Raw genomic sequence first — 15,638 nt, forward strand, 5'->3', positions numbered from 1 at the left:
GGCTGACCAGTGGTCAGGGTTTTAGTGTGCCCTGCGTCACAGGGCGCGAAACGCCGAGCGGTCGCGGCCAGCGCTTTCGCCGCGGCCGGGCGCGCCCGCGATCGGACCGCCGCGTGGCCGGTCAGGTCCGCTCACTACCCTGTTGAGCATGGCTGACCAGCTCGAGGTTCCCGCTGACATCAAACCCCGCGACGGCCGCTTCGGATGCGGCCCTTCCAAGGTCCGGCCCGAACAGTTGGAGGCGCTGACCACCACCGCGGCCCCGCTGTTCGGCACGTCGCACCGGCAGGCGCCCGTCAAGAACCTGGTGGGCCGGGTCCGGTCGGGAGTCGCCGAACTGTTCTCGGTGCCGGACGGTTACGAGGTCATCCTCGGCAATGGCGGCGCGACGGCGTTCTGGGACGCCGCGGCGTTCGGGTTGATCGACAAGCGCTCGCTGCACCTGTCCTTCGGCGAGTTCAGCTCGAAGTTCGCCTCGGCGGTCGCGGGCAATCCGTTCGTCGGCGACCCGATCGTCATCAAGGCGGACGCGGGCAGCGCCCCCGAGCCGCAGGGCGATCCCTCGGTCGACGCGATCGCCTGGGCGCACAACGAGACCTCGACCGGGGTGGCGGTGCCCGTGCGCCGTCCCGACGACGCCGGGGACGCCCTGGTTCTCATCGACGCGACCTCCGGCGCCGGCGGCCTGCCGGTCGAGATCGGCGACACCGACGCCTACTACTTCTCCCCGCAGAAGAATTTCGCCAGCGACGGCGGGCTGTGGCTGGCGATCATGAGCCCGGCGGCGCTGGCGCGGGTCGAATCCATCGCGGGGTCCGGCCGCTGGGTGCCCGACTTCCTGTCGCTGCCGATCGCGGTGGACAACAGCCTGAAGAACCAGACCTACAACACCCCGGCGATCGGCACCCTGGCGCTGATGGCCGAGCAGCTGGACTGGATGCTCGGCAACGGCGGGCTGGAGTGGGCAGTCAAGCGCACCGCCGACTCGTCGCAGCGGTTGTACTCCTGGGCCGAGGAGCGGTCGTACACCACGCCGTTCGTGGTCGACCCCGCCTTGCGGTCCCAGGTCGTCGGCACCATCGACTTCGTCGACGACGTCGACGCCTCGGCCGTCGCGAAGGTTTTGCGGGCGAACGGCATCGTCGACGTCGAGCCCTACCGCAAACTCGGGCGCAACCAGTTGCGGGTCGGGATGTTCCCGGCGGTCGACCCCGACGACGTGAGCGCCCTGACGCAATGCATCGACTGGGTGGTCGAACACCTGTAACCGCCTCGCAATCAGCGCGCAACCGCCCAGCGTGTCACCACAGGTTAAGGGCGTTAGCTGCACTAGAGTGCGCACGAGACGGGTCCGTCGACCTGCACGGAGCCTGCGAGGAGAAACCATGCGGGAACTCAAAATGGTTGGGATCGGCGCCGACGGCAAACACGTCATCTGCGAGGCCGGCAACCCGGAGGAGCAATTCAAACTGGCGGTCGACGATCAGCTGAAGGCCGCGGTGCGCGGCGAGACCATGCCGACCGAGCAACCGCAGCTCGACATCCAGGTGACAAACATGCTGAGCCCCAAGGAGATTCAGGCCAAGATCCGGGCCGGCGCGTCCGTCGAGCAGGTGGCCGCGGCGTCGGGCTCCGACATCTCGCGGGTCCGCCGGTTCGCGCACCCCGTGTTGCTGGAACGCGCCCGCGCGGCGGAGTTGGCCACGGCCGCGCATCCGGTGCTCGCCGACGGCCCCGCGGTGCTCACCCTGCTGGACACCGTGAGCGCGGCCCTGGTGACGCGCGGTCTGGAACACGACCGGCTCAGCTGGGACGCCTGGCGCAACGAGGACAGCCGCTGGACCGTGCAGCTTGCCTGGAAGGCCGGCCGGTCCGACAACATCGCGCACTTCTCCTTCGCCCCCGGCGCGCACGGCGGAACGGTCACGGCCATCGACGATGCGGCCAAGGAGCTGATCGATCCGAACTTCGACCGCCCGCTGCGGCCGCTCGCGCGGGTGTCGCACGTCGACTTCGAGGAGCCGGCCAAACCCGCCCCCGCCCCCGCCCCCGCGCAAGCCACGCAAGAGGAGCCCGCCCGGCCCGAGCAGCCGGTGCACACCCGGCGGGGTAAGCCCGTCATCCCGGCTTGGGAGGATGTGCTGCTCGGCGTGCGCTCGGGCGGACAGCGCTAGATCCAAGGCGGCGACCCGCAGCGCCCGGCTACGCCGCGCTCGCGATCGCCGCCAGCCCTTTTTTGGCGTTACCGCGCCACCATCAAAGCGAGCAGCGTCAGCCACGCCCCGGCGACCCCGATTCCCGCGCCCAGCAAAAACCACCGCAGCACCAGCTTGTGGCGCCATCCCCACAGCGTCGGCGCCAACCCGCCCGCCGCCACGAGGTTGAGCGCGACCGCGAGCAACGGATGCACCCGGACCAGTCCCAGGCTGAGCACCACGATGGCGGCCCCGGTCACTGCGGCCACGAACCCCGCGACCGTCAAACCCGTTGCCCAGGGCACGGAATCGTCGGTCACGAGCCGAGCCTAGCCCGTTCGTAGAACGCCAAAGCCGCCGCAGTGGCGACGTTGAGCGAGTCGGTGCCGCGCGACATCGGGATGCGCACGCGGACGTCGCTCATGCGCAGGGTCGCCGGCGTCAGGCCAGGCCCCTCGGCACCCACCAACACCGCGACGCGTTCGTCGCGCGCGGCCGCCATGGCCTCGGGCAGGGCGCAGGCCTTGGCGCCCGGGGTCATCGCCAGCAGCCGGAATCCCTTCTCCTTGAGCGTGGCCAGCTCGGCGGGCCAGTCCGTCGCTCGGGCGTACGGGACCAGCAGCGCGTGGCCCATCGAGACGCGGACGGCGCGACGGTACAGCGGGTCGGCGCAACCGCCGCCGAACACCACCGCGTCCACGCCGAGGCCGGCCGCGTTGCGAAAGATCGAGCCCAGGTTCTCGTGATCGTTGACACCCTCCAGCACCGCGACGGTCCGGGCATGGTCGAGCAATTCGGCGACGCCGGGTTCCGGCACCCGGCGGGCGGCGGCCAGCACACCGCGATTGAGGTGGAAGCCCACCACTTGCGCCATGACGTCGGCGGAGGCCCGGTAGAACGGCGCAGCATTGCCGGCGAGGTCGGCGGCGAGTTCGCCGAGCCGGCGCTCGGTGCCCAGCAGGGCGTGCGGGGTGAACCGGGAGGCCAGCATGCGCTGCACGACCAGCACGCCTTCGGCGATCACCAGCCCCTTGCCCGACGGCAGGTCGGGACGACGATCGACGCTGTTCAGGTCGCGGAAATCGTCGAGGCGCGGGTCGTCCGGATCGTCGACGTCCTGAACGTTCAGGCCATCGTGACTCACGGGCCTTCGTCGACCAGGGCCAGCATCAGGTCGGCCGCGCTGCGCAGGGTGTCGCGTTGCTCGCTGTCCAGCGTCGCCAGCCGCTTGGCCAGCCACTCCTGGCGGGCGCGGCGGGTGGCCTTCACCAGCTCGGCGCCGGACTGGGATACCGAGACCAGCACCTGCCGGCCGTCGATCGGATGCGGGGCGCGGTCCACCAGGCCCATGTCGGCCAGCGAGGCGATCACGCGCGTCATCGACGGCGGCCGTACCCGCTCGCGAATCGCCAGCGCGCCGGGCGTCATCGGGCCCTCGTTGGCCAGCGTGGCCAGCGCCGACAGCTGCGACAACGACACCGGGGACGACGGGTTTCGGAACCGGAGTTGGCGGGCCAGCCGCATGACCGCCAGCGACAGGTCGCTGGCCAGCCGCGCATCGCTGTCAGGCATGGCGCGAGGTTACACGCAACGTCGAGGAATCGGGATACGAACCCGTGAACGTCGGATGTTGTGCTCAGCGCCGCCGACGGCGGGTCGCCGAAGCGCTTGCCCCGGCGCGTAACCCGCGCTTTTCGCCCGGCCGCACCACCGTCCCGCGGCCCGCACCCGCGGCGGGCTATGTTGATCGCGATGTCTGTTGAACCCGGCGGGGCCCGCGAAGCACCGCCGCTGCCGCCCGCGCTACTCAACGCGTGGCCGTTCGTCGCCCTCGGCGCGCTCGGCTGGCTGGCCGCGCTGGCCGCCGCGTTTCTCGTGCCCTCGCTGGAGAGCTGGCGCCCGGTCACCCTGGCCGGGCTCGGCGTCGGGGCGCTCGGCACCGGCATCTTCGTGTTACAGCTCGCCGAGGCCCGCCGCGGCGCGCGCGGCGCACAGGCCGGGCTCGAAACCTACTTCGAGCACGACTAACCCGCACTCGACACCAACCCGGGAGGATCGATGGTAGCCCCGCTGCTGCAAGCCCAAATCGATATCGACGCACCGGTTTCCAAGGTGTGGGGGTTGATATCCGACCTTCGCCGGATGCCGGAGTGGAGCCCGCAATGCCGCTGGATGAAGAGCTTCGGCCCGCTGCGCCAGGGCACGCGCACCCTGAACCTCAATCGCCGTAACCGGATGTTCTGGCCGACCACGTGCACCATCGTCGAGGTCATCCCCGAGACGAAGCTGGCCTTCCGGGTGCGGACCAACGGCACGATCTGGAGCTACGAACTCGAACCCACCGGCGCGGGCACCCGCGTGACCGAAAGCCGGCACGCCGAAAACGGCGTCACCGCGTTTTCGAATCTGTCGGTGAACGCGCTGTTCGGCGGCACCACCAACTTCGAACGCGAACTGGTCGACGGGATGAACACGTCGCTGGCCAGAATCAAGGCCGCCGCCGAAAAGGTCTAGTCCGCCTGCGGCTGCTCGGGCTCCGGCGTTTCGGGTGCCTCGGGCTGGGACTCAGGGGTCTCGGGCGTCAACGCCGTCGGCTCCGGTTGGGGCTCCCCGCCACCGTCCGGCGCAGCCTCCTCGGTGCGGGCCTCCACCGGCTCGGGCGCCGCGGGCGGCGCCTCCGCGACATCGAGCACGCCGTCGTCGTACGGCTCGTAGGCGGGCGACCCGGTGCCCGCCGGGGCCGGGGTGTCCGAATGCGCCCCGCATCCGTACTGCTTGTCGACGATCTGCCCGTCGGCCGACAGCTCGTTGCCGCACACCCCGAACATCGCGCCGAGCGATCCCGCCAGCGGCAGGAAGAAACCGCAGTCGCGGCACACCCGTTTGGTGGAGCGCGCCATCGGTGAGTCGGGGCCGTGATCACCGGTGTGCCATCGTTCGGCCGCCTCGGCGCGGCCCCAGGCACTCATCACCCAACGCCGGCCCAGCCCGACCTCGGCGGCGGTCTCGTCGACCTGCGGGTCACCGCTGGCGGTGTAGCCGGGGACCAGTCGCGGATCGTCGGCCGCGGGCGCCAGCAGGTCTCCAGGGCTCAAGTCGCCCGGGCGCACCCGCTGATCCCAGGGCACCCACTCGGGCGCCAGCAAGGCCGTCGGCCCCGGGATGAGCACCACCTCGCTGACGGTGGCGTGGTCGGCGCCGGGGTGCGCGGCGACGACGACGGCCCATTGCCAGCCCTGGTAACCGGGCAGATGCGCCAGGAATCGGTGGGTCGCGGCGGCCGAATCCTCGTAGCTGACGCCCAGGTAGTCGCCCACCGCCTCGGCGCCGCTGAACTCCACGACGGCGGCCCTGGCCTGGTCCACCGCGCCCGTGAGTAGGTCCGCCAGGCCCTCGGGCCACTCGGCCACGGTCGCCACGGCGGATTCCTCGATCGGCCCGGTCACGCTGTCCCCTTCCTGCATTGCGGTTCCAATACTAGGTTGGCGAGCCACACCCCGTACCTGCAGACGCATGTCGTCGACATAGGGGAGAATCTCCAACGTGTCTGGACGGCGGCGTGACGATCCGGGCCGCGTGGCCTCCAACCCGGGGCGCCGGCCCCGCAATGGGGCCCACAATCAGCATCCGGGCACGGCCAACTACCCCGCTGGCGAAGGCGCCGACCGGCGGACCCGCCGGCCCCCGCCGATGCCGAGCGCCAACCGCTACCTGCCGCCCATCGGCCAGGAGTCGGAGCCGGATCCCATCGACAGCCCGCCGCCGCGGGGCGCCGCGGCTGGCGAACGTATCACCGTCACCCGCGCCGCCGCGCTGCGCAGCCGCGAGATGGGTTCGCGGATGTACTGGATGGTGCAGCGCGCCGCCACCGCCGACGGCGCCGACAAGTCCGGTCTGACCGCGCTGACGTGGCCGGTGGTGGCCAACTTCGCGGTGGACGCCGCGATGGCGGTGGCCCTGGCCAACACCCTGTTCTTCGCGGCGGCCACCGGGGAGAGCAAGGGCCGGGTGGCGTTGTACCTGCTGATCACCATCGCGCCGTTCGCGGTCATCGCGCCGCTCATCGGCCCCGCGCTGGACCGGTTGCAGCACGGCCGCCGCGTCGCTCTGGCCGCGTCGTTCGTCCTGCGGACGGCGTTGGCGCTGGTGCTGATCATGAACTACGACGGTGCCACCGGGAGTTATCCGTCCTGGGTGCTCTATCCGTGCGCACTGGCCATGATGGTGTTTTCCAAGTCGTTCAGCGTGTTGCGCAGCGCGGTGACCCCGCGCGTCATGCCGCCCACCATCGACCTGGTGCGGGTGAACTCGCGGCTCACCGTGTTCGGTCTGCTCGGCGGCACCATCGCCGGCGGCGCCATCGCGGCCGGGGTCGAGTTCGTGTGCACCCACCTGTTCAAGCTGCCGGGCGCGTTGTTCGTCGTCATCGCGGTGACGGTCGCCGGCGCCTCGCTGTCCATGCGGATCCCCCGTTGGGTCGAGGTGACGGCGGGTGAGGTGCCCGCCACGTTGAGCTACCGCCAGCAGAGCGAACCGCAGCGGCGAAGCTGGCACAAAGAAGTCAAGAGGGTCGGCGGAACGCTGCGACAACCGTTGGGCCGCAACATCATCACCTCGTTGTGGGGCAACTGCACCATCAAGGTCATGGTGGGCTTCCTGTTCTTGTACCCGGCGTTCGTCGCCAAGGCGCACCAAGCGAACGGCTGGGTTCAGCTGGGCATGCTCGGCATGATCGGCGCGGCCGCAGGCATCGGCAATTTCGCCGGCAACTTCGCCGCCGCGCGCCTGCGGCTGGGCCGGCCGGCCGTGCTGGTGGTGCGCTGCACGCTGGCGGTCTCGGCGGTCGCGCTGGCGGCGTCGGTGGCGGGGACCCTGGCGGCGGCCGTGATCGCCACGCTGGTCACGTCGGGCTCGAGCGCCATCGCGAAGGCCTCGCTGGACGCCTCCCTACAAAACGATCTGCCGGAGGAATCGCGGGCGTCGGGGTTCGGGCGCTCGGAGTCGACGCTGCAGCTGGCCTGGGTGCTGGGCGGCGCCGTCGGCGTCTTGGTCTACACCGAACTGTGGGTCGGCTTCACCGCGGTCACGGCGATACTCATCCTCGGGTTGGCGCAGACACTTGTGAGCTTCCAAGGGAATTCGTTGATCCCCGGCCTCGGGGGCAACCGGCCCGTCATGGTCGAGCAGGAGGGCGCGCGCCGCGGCAGCCCGGCGGTGGTGCCCGAGTGAAACGCGGCATGGCCGTGCTGCTCGCCGGCCTGATGACGGTGGTGTGCGTGGCCGTCGGTGTCGGCACCTGGCTGCTGGTGCGCCCGTCCGGTGCGCAACGCCCGGAGATCAGCGCGTACTCGCACGGCCACCTCACCAGGGTGGGGCCGTACCTGTACTGCAGCGTGCTCAACCTCGACGACTGTGACACGCCGCAAGCCCAGGGCGAACTGAAGGTCAGCGAGCGCTATCCGGTCCAGCTCTCCGTGCCCGACGCGATCTACCGGGCACCGTGGCGGTTGCTGCAGGTCTACGAGGATCCAACCAACACCACCAGCACCATCTTTCGGCCTGCCACCCGGTTCGCGGTCACCATCCCGCCGGTCGACCCGCAGCGCGGGCGCCTGGTGGGGATCGTCGTCCAGTTGCTGACGCTCGTGATGGATCCCGCCGGCCAGCTGCGTGACGTCCCGCACGCGGAATGGTCTGTGCGCCTGACCTATTGAGCGCTTCGCACGCCGAACGTCGAGTTGTTGGGCGGATTCAGGCTTTGCTGGCCCAACAATCCGACGTTCGGCCAACCTGTCGGTGTGGTCGGGCAATGTGTCGGCATGCACAACCTGGGGTGGCCATTCAGAGGAACCGAAGCGTTGGCAGCCGGCATGCTCACTCCGCATCAATTGCGGACCCGCTTCGAGATGGTCTACCGCAATGTGTATGTCCCACGCGGCCAGAAGTTGACGCCCGTGACCCGAGCTGTAGCGGCTTGGCTGTGGTCGGACCGTACCGCGACGGTGGTGGGTCTATCCGCGGCAGCATTGCTTCGAACGAAGTGGATCGACGACTGGTCGCCGGCCGAGCTCAACCGGACCAGCCGCGATAAGGCTAGGAATATCGTCCTCCACAGCGACACTCTGGACGATGGCGAAACCTGTGTACGCGATGGCATCCGCCTTACCACGCCGGCGCGCACGGCGTTTGACTTAGGAAGACGAAAAGGTCTCACTGCAGCGGTAATTCGGGTGGATGCGCTTATGCATGCGACAGAGCTGAAGTCGGCTGACGTCGAGCTGCTGGTCGAGCGTCATCGCGGGGCGCGCGGCTTGGTGCAGTTGCGGCGGGTGTTGTTGCTTGCCGACGCCGGCGCCGAGTCACCGTGGGAGTCCAAGACCCGCCTGGTAATCATCGGTGCCGGCTTACCGCGGCCGCAGACCCAAATAGAAGTACTCAACGAATGGGGAGCGGTGATTGCGCGCATAGATATGGGCTGGGAAGAATTCAAGGTCGGCGTGGAATTCGACGGTGCGCAGCACTGGACGGACCCCGCGCAGCGAACTCGAGACATCGATCGGCTGGCCGAACTAGAAGCGCGGGGGTGGACGATTGTCCGAGTCAGCGCCGACCTGCTGCGCTATCGTCCAGATGTCGTCGTGTCCCGCGTGCGCAACGCCCTGCTCGTCGCGGGATGCCGGCTTTAATCGATGCCCAACGTCGGCTTTCTGCGACGAATCTGACCCATTCCGCCCGAAAAGTCGACATTCGCGCGAGGGGCAAAACCTACGCACCGTGGCCGGCGGGCACCCGCTCCCCCTCGACCGGCGGCCCCGGCGGGATGCCGTCCCCGAAAGGCTTGCCGCCCAACACCTCCCGGCCATGCGGCGAGAGCCAGCCCGTCAGGTCCGGCCCCTTGGGCACGATCCCGGTGGGGTTGATGTCGGCGTGCACGATGTAGTAGTGCTGCTTGATCTGGACGAAGTCGACGGTGTCGCCGAACCCGGGTGTCTGGAACAGGTCGCGCGCATACGCCCACAACACTGGCATCTCGGACAGCTTGCTGCGGTTGCATTTGAAATGCCCGTGGTAGACCGGGTCGAAGCGGGCCAGCGTGGTGAACAGCCGAACATCGGCCTCGGTTATGGTGTCGCCCACCAGATATCGCTGATTGGCCAGGCGCTCACTCACCCAATCCAGCGCCGCGAACAGCCGGTCGTAGGCCGCGTCGTACGCCTCCTGCGAGCCGGCGAAGCCGCACCGATACACCCCGTTGTTGATCTCGGTGTAAACCCGCTTGTTGACCTCGTCGATCTCGGCGCGCAGCGGCTCGGGATAGAGCTGCGGTGCGCCGTCGCGGTGGTAGGCCGTCCATTCGGTCGAGAAGTCCAGTGTCATCTGCGCGAAGTCGTTGGTGACGACCGCGCCCGACGGCACGTCGACGAGCGCGGGCACCGTGATGCCCTTCGGGTAGTCGGGGAAGCGCTTGAAGTAGGCGTCCTGCAGCCGGGGGATTTGCAGCACGGGGTCGACGCCGCCCGGGTCGAGGTCGAACGTCCAACTGCGTTCGTCGTGGGTGGGCCCGCAAAACCCAATGGACATAACGCTTTCCAGGCCGAGCAACCGCCGAACGATGATGGCGCGGTTGGCCCAGGGACACGCCCGGGCAACGATCAGCCGGTACCTGCCCGACTCCACGGGGTAGCCGTCGCGCCCGTCGGCGGTGACGCGGGTGGTGATGTACTTGGTGTCACGAGTGAATTCACCCGTCCCGGCAACATAGGTGGCCATATCTCCCGCGTTTCGCTCGAATGTCGGTCAGGAACTCAGAAATCGCCGAGCCAGATTCGTCTCGGTTGATGCGCCCTGCTCCCAGCGGGCGATCCACGGCCCGGTGCCCTCCGACTGGTCGATGATGCCCTGCTCGAGCCAGGCGTAACGGCCCTGGAGCACCTCGCGGGTCAGCCGGACGTCGCAGCCGTCGGTATTGCTCCACAACGCATCGAACAGCGCATCGACCCGCAGGGTGGCCTGCCGGCAAAACGTATCGGCCAGCTCGTAGGCCTGTTGACCGACCGCCGGGTCCACGGCCCTCTGCGCCTCGGCCCGCACACAGGCCGCCGACATCGCGAACAGCTCGGCACCGATGTCCACGATCCGCCCGAGGAACCCCTGGCGCTGCTCCAATTTGGCCTGCCAGCGGGCCATCCCGTAGAAGGTGTTGCGGGCCAGCTTGCGGCTGGAGCGTTCCACGAACCGCAGGTGCGACGCCAGCGGTCCGAATTCGCTGTAAGCGCTGGGGCGTTGTCCTTCTCCAAAAACCAGCTGGGGCAACCACTTTGCGTAGAAACCAGTGGCGCCTACCGCTGCCGTCGCCTTTTGCCGCAGACCCGCGTCGGGCTTCGCGAGGTCACCGGCCGCCGACAAGTGGGCATCGACCGCCTCCCGGGCGATGAGCAGCCTCATGATCTCGCTGGATCCTTCGAAGATGCGATTGATCCGCAAGTCCCGCGCTACCTGTTCGACCGGCACCGCCCGTTCGCCGCGCGCCGCCAGGGACTCCGCCGTCTCGTAGCCCCGCCCACCGCGGATCTGCATGACCTCGTCGGCGATGATGCACGCCATCTCGCTCGACCACAGCTTGGCCAACGCCGCCTCGATCCGGATGTCGTTGCGGCCTTCGTCGGCCATCTGCCCGGACAGCTCGAGCACCGCGTCCAGCGCATAGTTGGTCGCCGCGATGAACGAGATCTTGCGTGCCACCGCTTCGTGCTCGGCCAGCGGCTTGCCCCACTGGACACGCTCCCCCGACCACTCGCGCGCCACCTTCAGACCCCACTTCGACGAACCCGTCGCGATCGCGGGAATCGACAAGCGCCCGGCATTGAGCGTTGTCAGCGCGATCTTCAACCCGTCGCCCTCGCGGCCGATCAGGTTTTCGCTGGGCACCCGGACGCGGTGCAGCCTGGTCACCCCATTCTCGATGCCGCGCAGCCCCATGAACTTGTTGCGTCGCTCCACGGTGATTCCGGGTGAATCGGCCTCGACGACGAAAGCGCTGATGCCGCCCCGGTGCCCATCGCCGCGGGGCACCCGGGCCATGACGACGAGCAGTTCGGCGACCACGCCGTTGGTCGTCCACAACTTCACGCCGTCGAGCTCGTAGGCCCCGTCTTCGACGGGTGTTGCCGTCGAAGCCAGCCGGGCCGGATCCGAACCCACATCCGGCTCGGTCAGCAGGAACGCCGATATGGCGCCCGCGGCGCACCGGGGCAAGAATCTCTTCTTCTGCTCCGGGGTTCCCGCAAGTTTCAGCGGCTCCGGCACCCCGATCGATTGGTGGGCCGACAACAGCGCACCCAGGCTGGGATGAACGGAGGAAACCATCATCAGCGCCCGGTTGTAGGCCACCTGCGACATGTTCAGGCCGCCGTATTCCGACGGAATCTTCATGCCGAAACAGCCCAGTTCGGCCAGGCCCTTCACATACTCGTCAGGAATTTGCGCATCGCGTTCGATGACGCTGCCATCAACGCCGCGAAGGAAGTCGCGCAACGTGTCGAGAAACGCGCGGGTGCGCGCCTCGTCGGCATCCGACGGTTTGGGGAAAGGGTGGATGAGCTCCAACGGAAAGCGACCGAGGAAAAGTTCCTTTGCGAAAGATGGTTTATCCCAACCGGTTTCGCGAGACTCCTCGGCCAGTGCCCTGGCTTGCTCCTCGGTGACCTGCGCTTGCTGTGCCATCGCAGCCTCCTTGCTCGACGACCGTGGCGAGGTGGGAGTACCCCCTGACCGGCACTTCCTCACCCCTTGTGCGCAAGCGGGCGGCACCCGGCGCCGACGAGCTAGGCGTCGAGCTCCCGGGCGACCGCCCGAACCACCTCGGACACCCGGCGAGCGGTCTTGCGGTCCGGGTAGCGCCCCTTGCGTAGCTCGGGCTGAACGGCGCTCTCCAGCAGCGTGATCATGTCCTCGACCATGCCGTGCAGTTCGTCGGGGCTGTGCTTGTGCTCGACGGGCGTCTCGCGGCGGCCCTGAGCCTTGGTGAGGCTGGGCGGCGGCTCAATCAGCTTGAGGCTCAGCGCCTGAGGCCCGCGCCGCCCGGAGGCGATGCCGAACTCCACGCGCTGGCCCGCTTTGAGCCCCTCGACGCCAGCGGGCAACGCCGACGAGCGGACGTACACGTCTTCGCCGTCCTCTTGCGACAGGAAGCCAAACCCCTTGTCGGCGTCGTACCACTTAACCTTGCCGGTCGGCACTGGTCTCACCTGCTTGTCTAACGGATCAATAGAATGGCCAACACAATAAGCGTCCCGCCTGCGCAGGACGCCGTTTGGTCCTTGATCCTACTCGGGTGCCCGCCTGACGAGCACCCCCGTTATTGCCCACTCGGTACGCTGGGCGGTACCGGTGGAGGAGATATGCGCCTGATCCTGAACATCATCTGGCTCGTGTTCGGCGGCCTGTGGATGGCCGTCGGATACGTCGTCGCGGCGCTCATCAGCTTCCTGCTGATCATCACCATCCCGTTTGGTTTCGCGTCGCTGCGCATCGCCTCGTACGCGTTGTGGCCGTTCGGTCGCACGATCGTCGACAAGCCGACCGCCGGGACCGGCGCCCTGATCGGCAACGTGATCTGGGTGGTGTTGTTCGGAATCTGGCTGGCGATCGGTCACCTGATCAGTGCGGCGGCGATGGCGATCACCATCGTCGGCATTCCGCTTGCCCTGGCGAACCTCAAGCTGATCCCGGTGTCGCTGATGCCGTTGGGCAAGCAGATCGTTCCGGTCGACTCCCCGCCCCGATACTCCGCGGTGGCCGCATGACGCTGACCGCCCTCGGGGTTCCCTCGGTGCCAGGACGCACCGACGGCGTGCCCGACGCGCCGACCACCGGCCCGCTGGTCGACACCTATGGACGGGTGGCCACCGATCTACGCGTCTCGCTGACCGACCGCTGCAACCTGCGGTGCAACTACTGCATGCCGGCCGAGGGCCTGGACTGGCTACCCGGCGAGCGGCTGCTGCGCGCCGACGAGCTGGCGCGGCTGTTGGACATCGCCGTCACCCGGCTGGGCGTGACCAGCGTCCGGTTCACCGGAGGCGAGCCACTCCTGGCGCGACACCTCGAGGAGGTGGTCGCGGCGGCGGCGGCCCTGCGACCGCGGCCGGAGATCTCGCTGACCACCAACGGCGTCGGGCTGGCGCGGCAGGCCGCCGCGCTCGCCCGGGCGGGCCTGGATCGGGTCAACGTGTCCCTGGACAGCGTGGACCGCGACCACTTCGCGGCGATCACGCGCCGCGACCGGCTCGGCGACGTGCTGGCCGGCCTTCGGGCCGCCCACACCGCGGGGTTGGCGCCGGTCAAGGTGAACGCCGTGCTCGACCCGGTCACCGGGCGCGAGGACGTCGTGAAGCTGTTGCGCTTCTGCCTCGAGCACGGCTACCAGTTGCGGGTCATCGAGCAGATGCCGCTCGATGCCGGCCACCAGTGGCGGCGCGGCGCCGCGTTGAGCGCCGACGACGTGCTCGACGCCCTGCGCCCGCACTTCCGGCTGCGTCCCGACCCCGCGCCGCGGGGATCGGCGCCCGCCGAGCTCTGGCTGGTCGACACCGGCCCGGACACGCCGAGTGGCAAGTTCGGTGTCATCGCGTCGGTCTCGCACGCGTTCTGCTCGGCCTGTGATCGCACCCGCCTGACGGCCGACGGCCAGGTCCGCAGCTGTCTGTTCTCCGCCGAGGAGACCGACCTTCGGACCCTGTTGCGCACCGGCGCGTCCGACGACGCGATCGAACGCGCGTGGCGCGTCGCGATGTGGGGCAAGCCTGCCGGTCACGGCATCAACGACCCGAACTTCATCCAGCCCGCCCGTCCGATGAGCGCGATCGGTGGCTAGCCCGATGGGTGAGGCCGCCGTCGAGCAAGACGGGATTGCGGTGACGGTGCGCTACTTCGCGGCCGCGCGGGCGGCGGCGGGGGCCGAGGCGGAAACGGTGGTGGTGCGTCCCGGCACCACCGTGGGCGGTCTGGTCGAGCGCCTGGCCGTGCGGGGCTCACGGCTCGCGACGGTGCTGAGCCGGTGTTCCTACCTCTGCGACGGGGTCGCCGTACGCGACGAGACCGCACCGTTACGCAGCGGCAACACGATCGACGTTCTACCCCCCTTCGCCGGGGGCTGAAACTGTGAAATATCTCACGTAACGGAACGATAACGACGCAATCACGCTCCGATATCGAGTGCTATGACCTGCGTGAATGGCGTGTGTTCCTTGGCTTTTCGCAGGTGGCCGAGAGGGAAACGCCGGGTTTCGCAGAACGTGACGGGACCAACAGAAACCGCTACGTTTCTCCGAAGGCTCGCCAAGACAACCGAATTGGCGAACCTCCCCTCCCTATCGCGCCGAGCTCCATCCAATAGGCGGGGGCCCACCGAACCTACGTGGATGGAGACGGGGGACCCACCGGTCCACCGTGATCGGACTGGGGCCGCGTGCGGCCCCTTGGGGTGAAGCCGACATCGTTTCGCAGAAGCGATGACGGCCGGGTGGCCTCTCCAACCCGAACCCGACAGCTGACCTCGCAGGCGCGTGACGAGAGAGGATTTTTCACGGCCTATGAGTGGACGTCACCGTAAGCCCAGCACGTCGAACATCAGCGTCGCCAAGATCGCCGTCACCGGCGCGGTCCTCGGCGGCGGCAGCATCGCCCTGGCCGGCCAAGCGGCCGCGGCCACCGATGGCGAGTGGGACCAGGTAGCCCGTTGCGAGTCGGGCGGCAACTGGGCGATCAACACCGGCAACGGCTACCACGGTGGCGTGCAGTTCAGCGCGAGCACCTGGGCCTCGCACGGCGGCGGCCAGTACGCCCCGTCGGCCGAGTTGGCCACCAAGGAACAGCAGATCGCCGTCGCCGAGCGCGTGCTGGCCAGCCAGGGCCGCGGCGCGTGGCCGGTGTGCGGTGGCCCGCTGTCGGGCCCGACGCCGCGTGAGATCCCCGCGCCCGCGGGCCTGGACGCGCCGCTGGATGCGCCCGGCCTGAACGGTCAGCCGGCTCCCCCGCCGGCGCCCGCGCCAGTGCAGTTGACGTCCTTCGGCCAGGCCGCGCCGCCCGCGGACCTGCCCCCGGCACCCCCGGCCGACGCCATGCCCCCTGCGCCGCCCGCGGACCTGCCCCCGGCCCCCCCGGCCGACGCCATGCCGCCCGCGCCGCCCGCCGACGCGCCGCCGGCCGCTCCGGCCGACCTGCCCCCCGCGCCCCCGGCCGACGCGCCCGTCGTCGACACCGGCTTCCACGGTTTCGTGCCGGCCAACATGCCGCAGGAGGTTTCCTCGGTGGGCTACACGAAGCAGCTGTGGGACGCCATTCGGGCGCAGGACATCCAGGGCAACGACGCGCTCGACGCGATCGCCCAGCCGGCCCCCACCACCTAGGGGCCACCCGCCAGACTGCCCGGCACGCCTCGAA

At 69.2% G+C, this 15,638-nt stretch carries 18 protein-coding genes and 1 riboswitch; of the genes, 11 read left to right on the top strand and 7 right to left on the bottom strand.

The genetic code is table 11. The features are described from left to right. Window positions 1-148: 148 nt before the first annotated feature. The gene (gene serC / locus WU80_RS00340; protein WP_055400209.1) at window positions 149-1,267 is read left to right on the top strand and encodes a phosphoserine transaminase; all 1,119 of its coding nucleotides are present in this window, start codon (window positions 149-151) and stop codon (window positions 1,265-1,267) included. 118 nt (window positions 1,268-1,385) lie between these two features. Beyond that, a complete protein-coding gene (gene sepH, locus WU80_RS00345; RefSeq protein WP_055400211.1) occupies window positions 1,386-2,174 on the top strand; it encodes a septation protein SepH in 789 nt (262 codons plus the stop codon). Between the two features lie 68 nt (window positions 2,175-2,242). Here the strand turns inward: sepH and WU80_RS00350 are convergent, their stop codons facing one another. The 3 genes from WU80_RS00350 to WU80_RS00360 are packed head-to-tail and all read right to left on the bottom strand — an operon-like array spanning window position 2,243 to window position 3,767. Next, entirely contained in the window at window positions 2,243-2,515 is a 273-nt protein-coding gene (locus WU80_RS00350; protein WP_055400214.1) for a DUF2537 domain-containing protein, read from the bottom strand. Continuing rightward, on the bottom strand, window positions 2,512-3,339 hold the full coding sequence (locus WU80_RS00355) for an RNA methyltransferase (RefSeq protein WP_055400216.1): 828 nt from the start codon (window positions 3,337-3,339) through the stop codon (window positions 2,512-2,514). Before WU80_RS00355 ends, WU80_RS00350 begins: the two co-directional genes overlap by 4 nt. Then, a complete protein-coding gene (locus WU80_RS00360) occupies window positions 3,336-3,767 on the bottom strand; it encodes a MarR family transcriptional regulator (RefSeq protein ID WP_055400218.1) in 432 nt (143 codons plus the stop codon). The genes WU80_RS00355 and WU80_RS00360 overlap by 4 nt, the downstream gene beginning before the upstream one ends. Before the next feature lie 180 nt (window positions 3,768-3,947). On the opposite strand from WU80_RS00360, the gene WU80_RS00365 reads away from it, so the two are divergent. Both WU80_RS00365 and WU80_RS00370 read left to right on the top strand, forming a co-directional pair. Beyond that, window positions 3,948-4,223 carry a DUF2530 domain-containing protein gene (locus WU80_RS00365; protein ID WP_055400322.1) on the top strand — a complete coding sequence of 92 codons (276 nt, stop codon included), beginning with the start codon at window positions 3,948-3,950 and terminating at the stop codon, window positions 4,221-4,223. A 30-nt stretch (window positions 4,224-4,253) separates the two neighbouring features. Next, window positions 4,254-4,709: an SRPBCC family protein gene (locus WU80_RS00370; protein WP_055400220.1), complete on the top strand. Its 456-nt coding sequence runs from the start codon at window positions 4,254-4,256 to the stop codon at window positions 4,707-4,709. Here WU80_RS00370 and WU80_RS00375 read toward each other — a convergent pair. Then, complete coding sequence (locus WU80_RS00375; protein ID WP_156349436.1) at window positions 4,706-5,641, bottom strand: DUF3027 domain-containing protein; 936 nt, start codon at window positions 5,639-5,641, stop codon at window positions 4,706-4,708. The genes WU80_RS00370 and WU80_RS00375 overlap by 4 nt on opposite strands. A 130-nt stretch (window positions 5,642-5,771) precedes the next feature. Here WU80_RS00375 and WU80_RS00380 point away from each other — a divergent pair, with 130 nt between their 5' ends. The 3 genes from WU80_RS00380 (at window position 5,772) to WU80_RS00390 (ending at window position 8,881) form a co-directional block, all read left to right on the top strand. Further along, a complete protein-coding gene (locus WU80_RS00380) occupies window positions 5,772-7,424 on the top strand; it encodes an MFS transporter (protein WP_055400224.1) in 1,653 nt (550 codons plus the stop codon). After that, window positions 7,421-7,909, top strand: a complete 489-nt coding sequence (locus tag WU80_RS00385; protein WP_156349437.1) for a DUF2771 domain-containing protein — start codon at window positions 7,421-7,423, stop codon at window positions 7,907-7,909. Before WU80_RS00380 ends, WU80_RS00385 begins: the two co-directional genes overlap by 4 nt. Before the next feature lie 105 nt (window positions 7,910-8,014). Continuing rightward, on the top strand, window positions 8,015-8,881 hold the full coding sequence (locus tag WU80_RS00390) for an endonuclease domain-containing protein (RefSeq protein ID WP_055400228.1): 867 nt from the start codon (window positions 8,015-8,017) through the stop codon (window positions 8,879-8,881). Window positions 8,882-8,960: 79 nt separating this feature from the next. Here WU80_RS00390 and WU80_RS00395 read toward each other — a convergent pair whose 3' ends face one another. The 3 genes from WU80_RS00395 to WU80_RS00405 form a co-directional block, all read right to left on the bottom strand. After that, a complete protein-coding gene (locus tag WU80_RS00395; protein WP_055400230.1) occupies window positions 8,961-9,965 on the bottom strand; it encodes a glutathione S-transferase family protein in 1,005 nt (334 codons plus the stop codon). Window positions 9,966-9,992: 27 nt separating this feature from the next. Next, complete coding sequence (locus tag WU80_RS00400) at window positions 9,993-11,918, bottom strand: acyl-CoA dehydrogenase family protein (RefSeq protein ID WP_055400232.1); 1,926 nt, start codon at window positions 11,916-11,918, stop codon at window positions 9,993-9,995. Between the two features lie 101 nt (window positions 11,919-12,019). Further along, entirely contained in the window at window positions 12,020-12,433 is a 414-nt protein-coding gene (locus WU80_RS00405; protein ID WP_055400234.1) for a cold-shock protein, read from the bottom strand. Window positions 12,434-12,595: 162 nt separating this feature from the next. Between WU80_RS00405 and WU80_RS00410 the strand changes: the two genes are divergently transcribed. The 4 genes from WU80_RS00410 to WU80_RS00425 all read left to right on the top strand — a co-directional run bounded on the left by WU80_RS00410 (window position 12,596) and on the right by WU80_RS00425 (window position 15,604). After that, a complete protein-coding gene (locus WU80_RS00410; protein WP_055400236.1) occupies window positions 12,596-13,000 on the top strand; it encodes a YccF domain-containing protein in 405 nt (134 codons plus the stop codon). Beyond that, the gene (gene moaA, locus WU80_RS00415) at window positions 12,997-14,070 is read left to right on the top strand and encodes a GTP 3',8-cyclase MoaA (RefSeq protein ID WP_055400237.1); all 1,074 of its coding nucleotides are present in this window, start codon (window positions 12,997-12,999) and stop codon (window positions 14,068-14,070) included. The genes WU80_RS00410 and moaA overlap by 4 nt, the downstream gene beginning before the upstream one ends. A 4-nt stretch (window positions 14,071-14,074) precedes the next feature. Then, entirely contained in the window at window positions 14,075-14,353 is a 279-nt protein-coding gene (locus WU80_RS00420; RefSeq protein WP_055400239.1) for a MoaD/ThiS family protein, read from the top strand. 209 nt (window positions 14,354-14,562) lie between these two features. Then, window positions 14,563-14,776, top strand: a riboswitch (cyclic di-AMP (ydaO/yuaA leader). A 12-nt stretch (window positions 14,777-14,788) separates the two neighbouring features. Next, window positions 14,789-15,604, top strand: a complete 816-nt coding sequence (locus WU80_RS00425) for a transglycosylase family protein (RefSeq protein ID WP_055400241.1) — start codon at window positions 14,789-14,791, stop codon at window positions 15,602-15,604. Window positions 15,605-15,638 lie beyond the last annotated feature (34 nt).

It is taken from the genome of Mycobacterium sp. UM_11 (genome assembly GCF_001414075.1).
Taxonomy (GTDB): domain Bacteria; phylum Actinomycetota; class Actinomycetes; order Mycobacteriales; family Mycobacteriaceae; genus Mycobacterium.

What these genes read in the sequence shown, in the direction of transcription:
- serC (WP_055400209.1), top strand. Translation starts at nt 149, where the DNA reads ATGGCTGACCAGCTCGAGGTTCCCGCTGACATCAAACCCCGCGACGGC.
- sepH (WP_055400211.1), top strand. Translation starts at nt 1,386, where the DNA reads ATGCGGGAACTCAAAATGGTTGGGATCGGCGCCGACGGCAAACACGTC.
- WU80_RS00360 (WP_055400218.1), bottom strand. Translation starts at nt 3,767, where the DNA reads ATGCCTGACAGCGATGCGCGGCTGGCCAGCGACCTGTCGCTGGCGGTC.
- WU80_RS00365 (WP_055400322.1), top strand. Translation starts at nt 3,948, where the DNA reads ATGTCTGTTGAACCCGGCGGGGCCCGCGAAGCACCGCCGCTGCCGCCC.
- WU80_RS00370 (WP_055400220.1), top strand. Translation starts at nt 4,254, where the DNA reads ATGGTAGCCCCGCTGCTGCAAGCCCAAATCGATATCGACGCACCGGTT.
- WU80_RS00390 (WP_055400228.1), top strand. Translation starts at nt 8,015, where the DNA reads ATGCACAACCTGGGGTGGCCATTCAGAGGAACCGAAGCGTTGGCAGCC.
- WU80_RS00395 (WP_055400230.1), bottom strand. Translation starts at nt 9,965, where the DNA reads ATGGCCACCTATGTTGCCGGGACGGGTGAATTCACTCGTGACACCAAG.
- WU80_RS00400 (WP_055400232.1), bottom strand. Translation starts at nt 11,918, where the DNA reads ATGGCACAGCAAGCGCAGGTCACCGAGGAGCAAGCCAGGGCACTGGCC.
- WU80_RS00410 (WP_055400236.1), top strand. Translation starts at nt 12,596, where the DNA reads ATGCGCCTGATCCTGAACATCATCTGGCTCGTGTTCGGCGGCCTGTGG.
- moaA (WP_055400237.1), top strand. Translation starts at nt 12,997, where the DNA reads ATGACGCTGACCGCCCTCGGGGTTCCCTCGGTGCCAGGACGCACCGAC.
- WU80_RS00420 (WP_055400239.1), top strand. Translation starts at nt 14,075, where the DNA reads ATGGGTGAGGCCGCCGTCGAGCAAGACGGGATTGCGGTGACGGTGCGC.
- WU80_RS00425 (WP_055400241.1), top strand. Translation starts at nt 14,789, where the DNA reads ATGAGTGGACGTCACCGTAAGCCCAGCACGTCGAACATCAGCGTCGCC.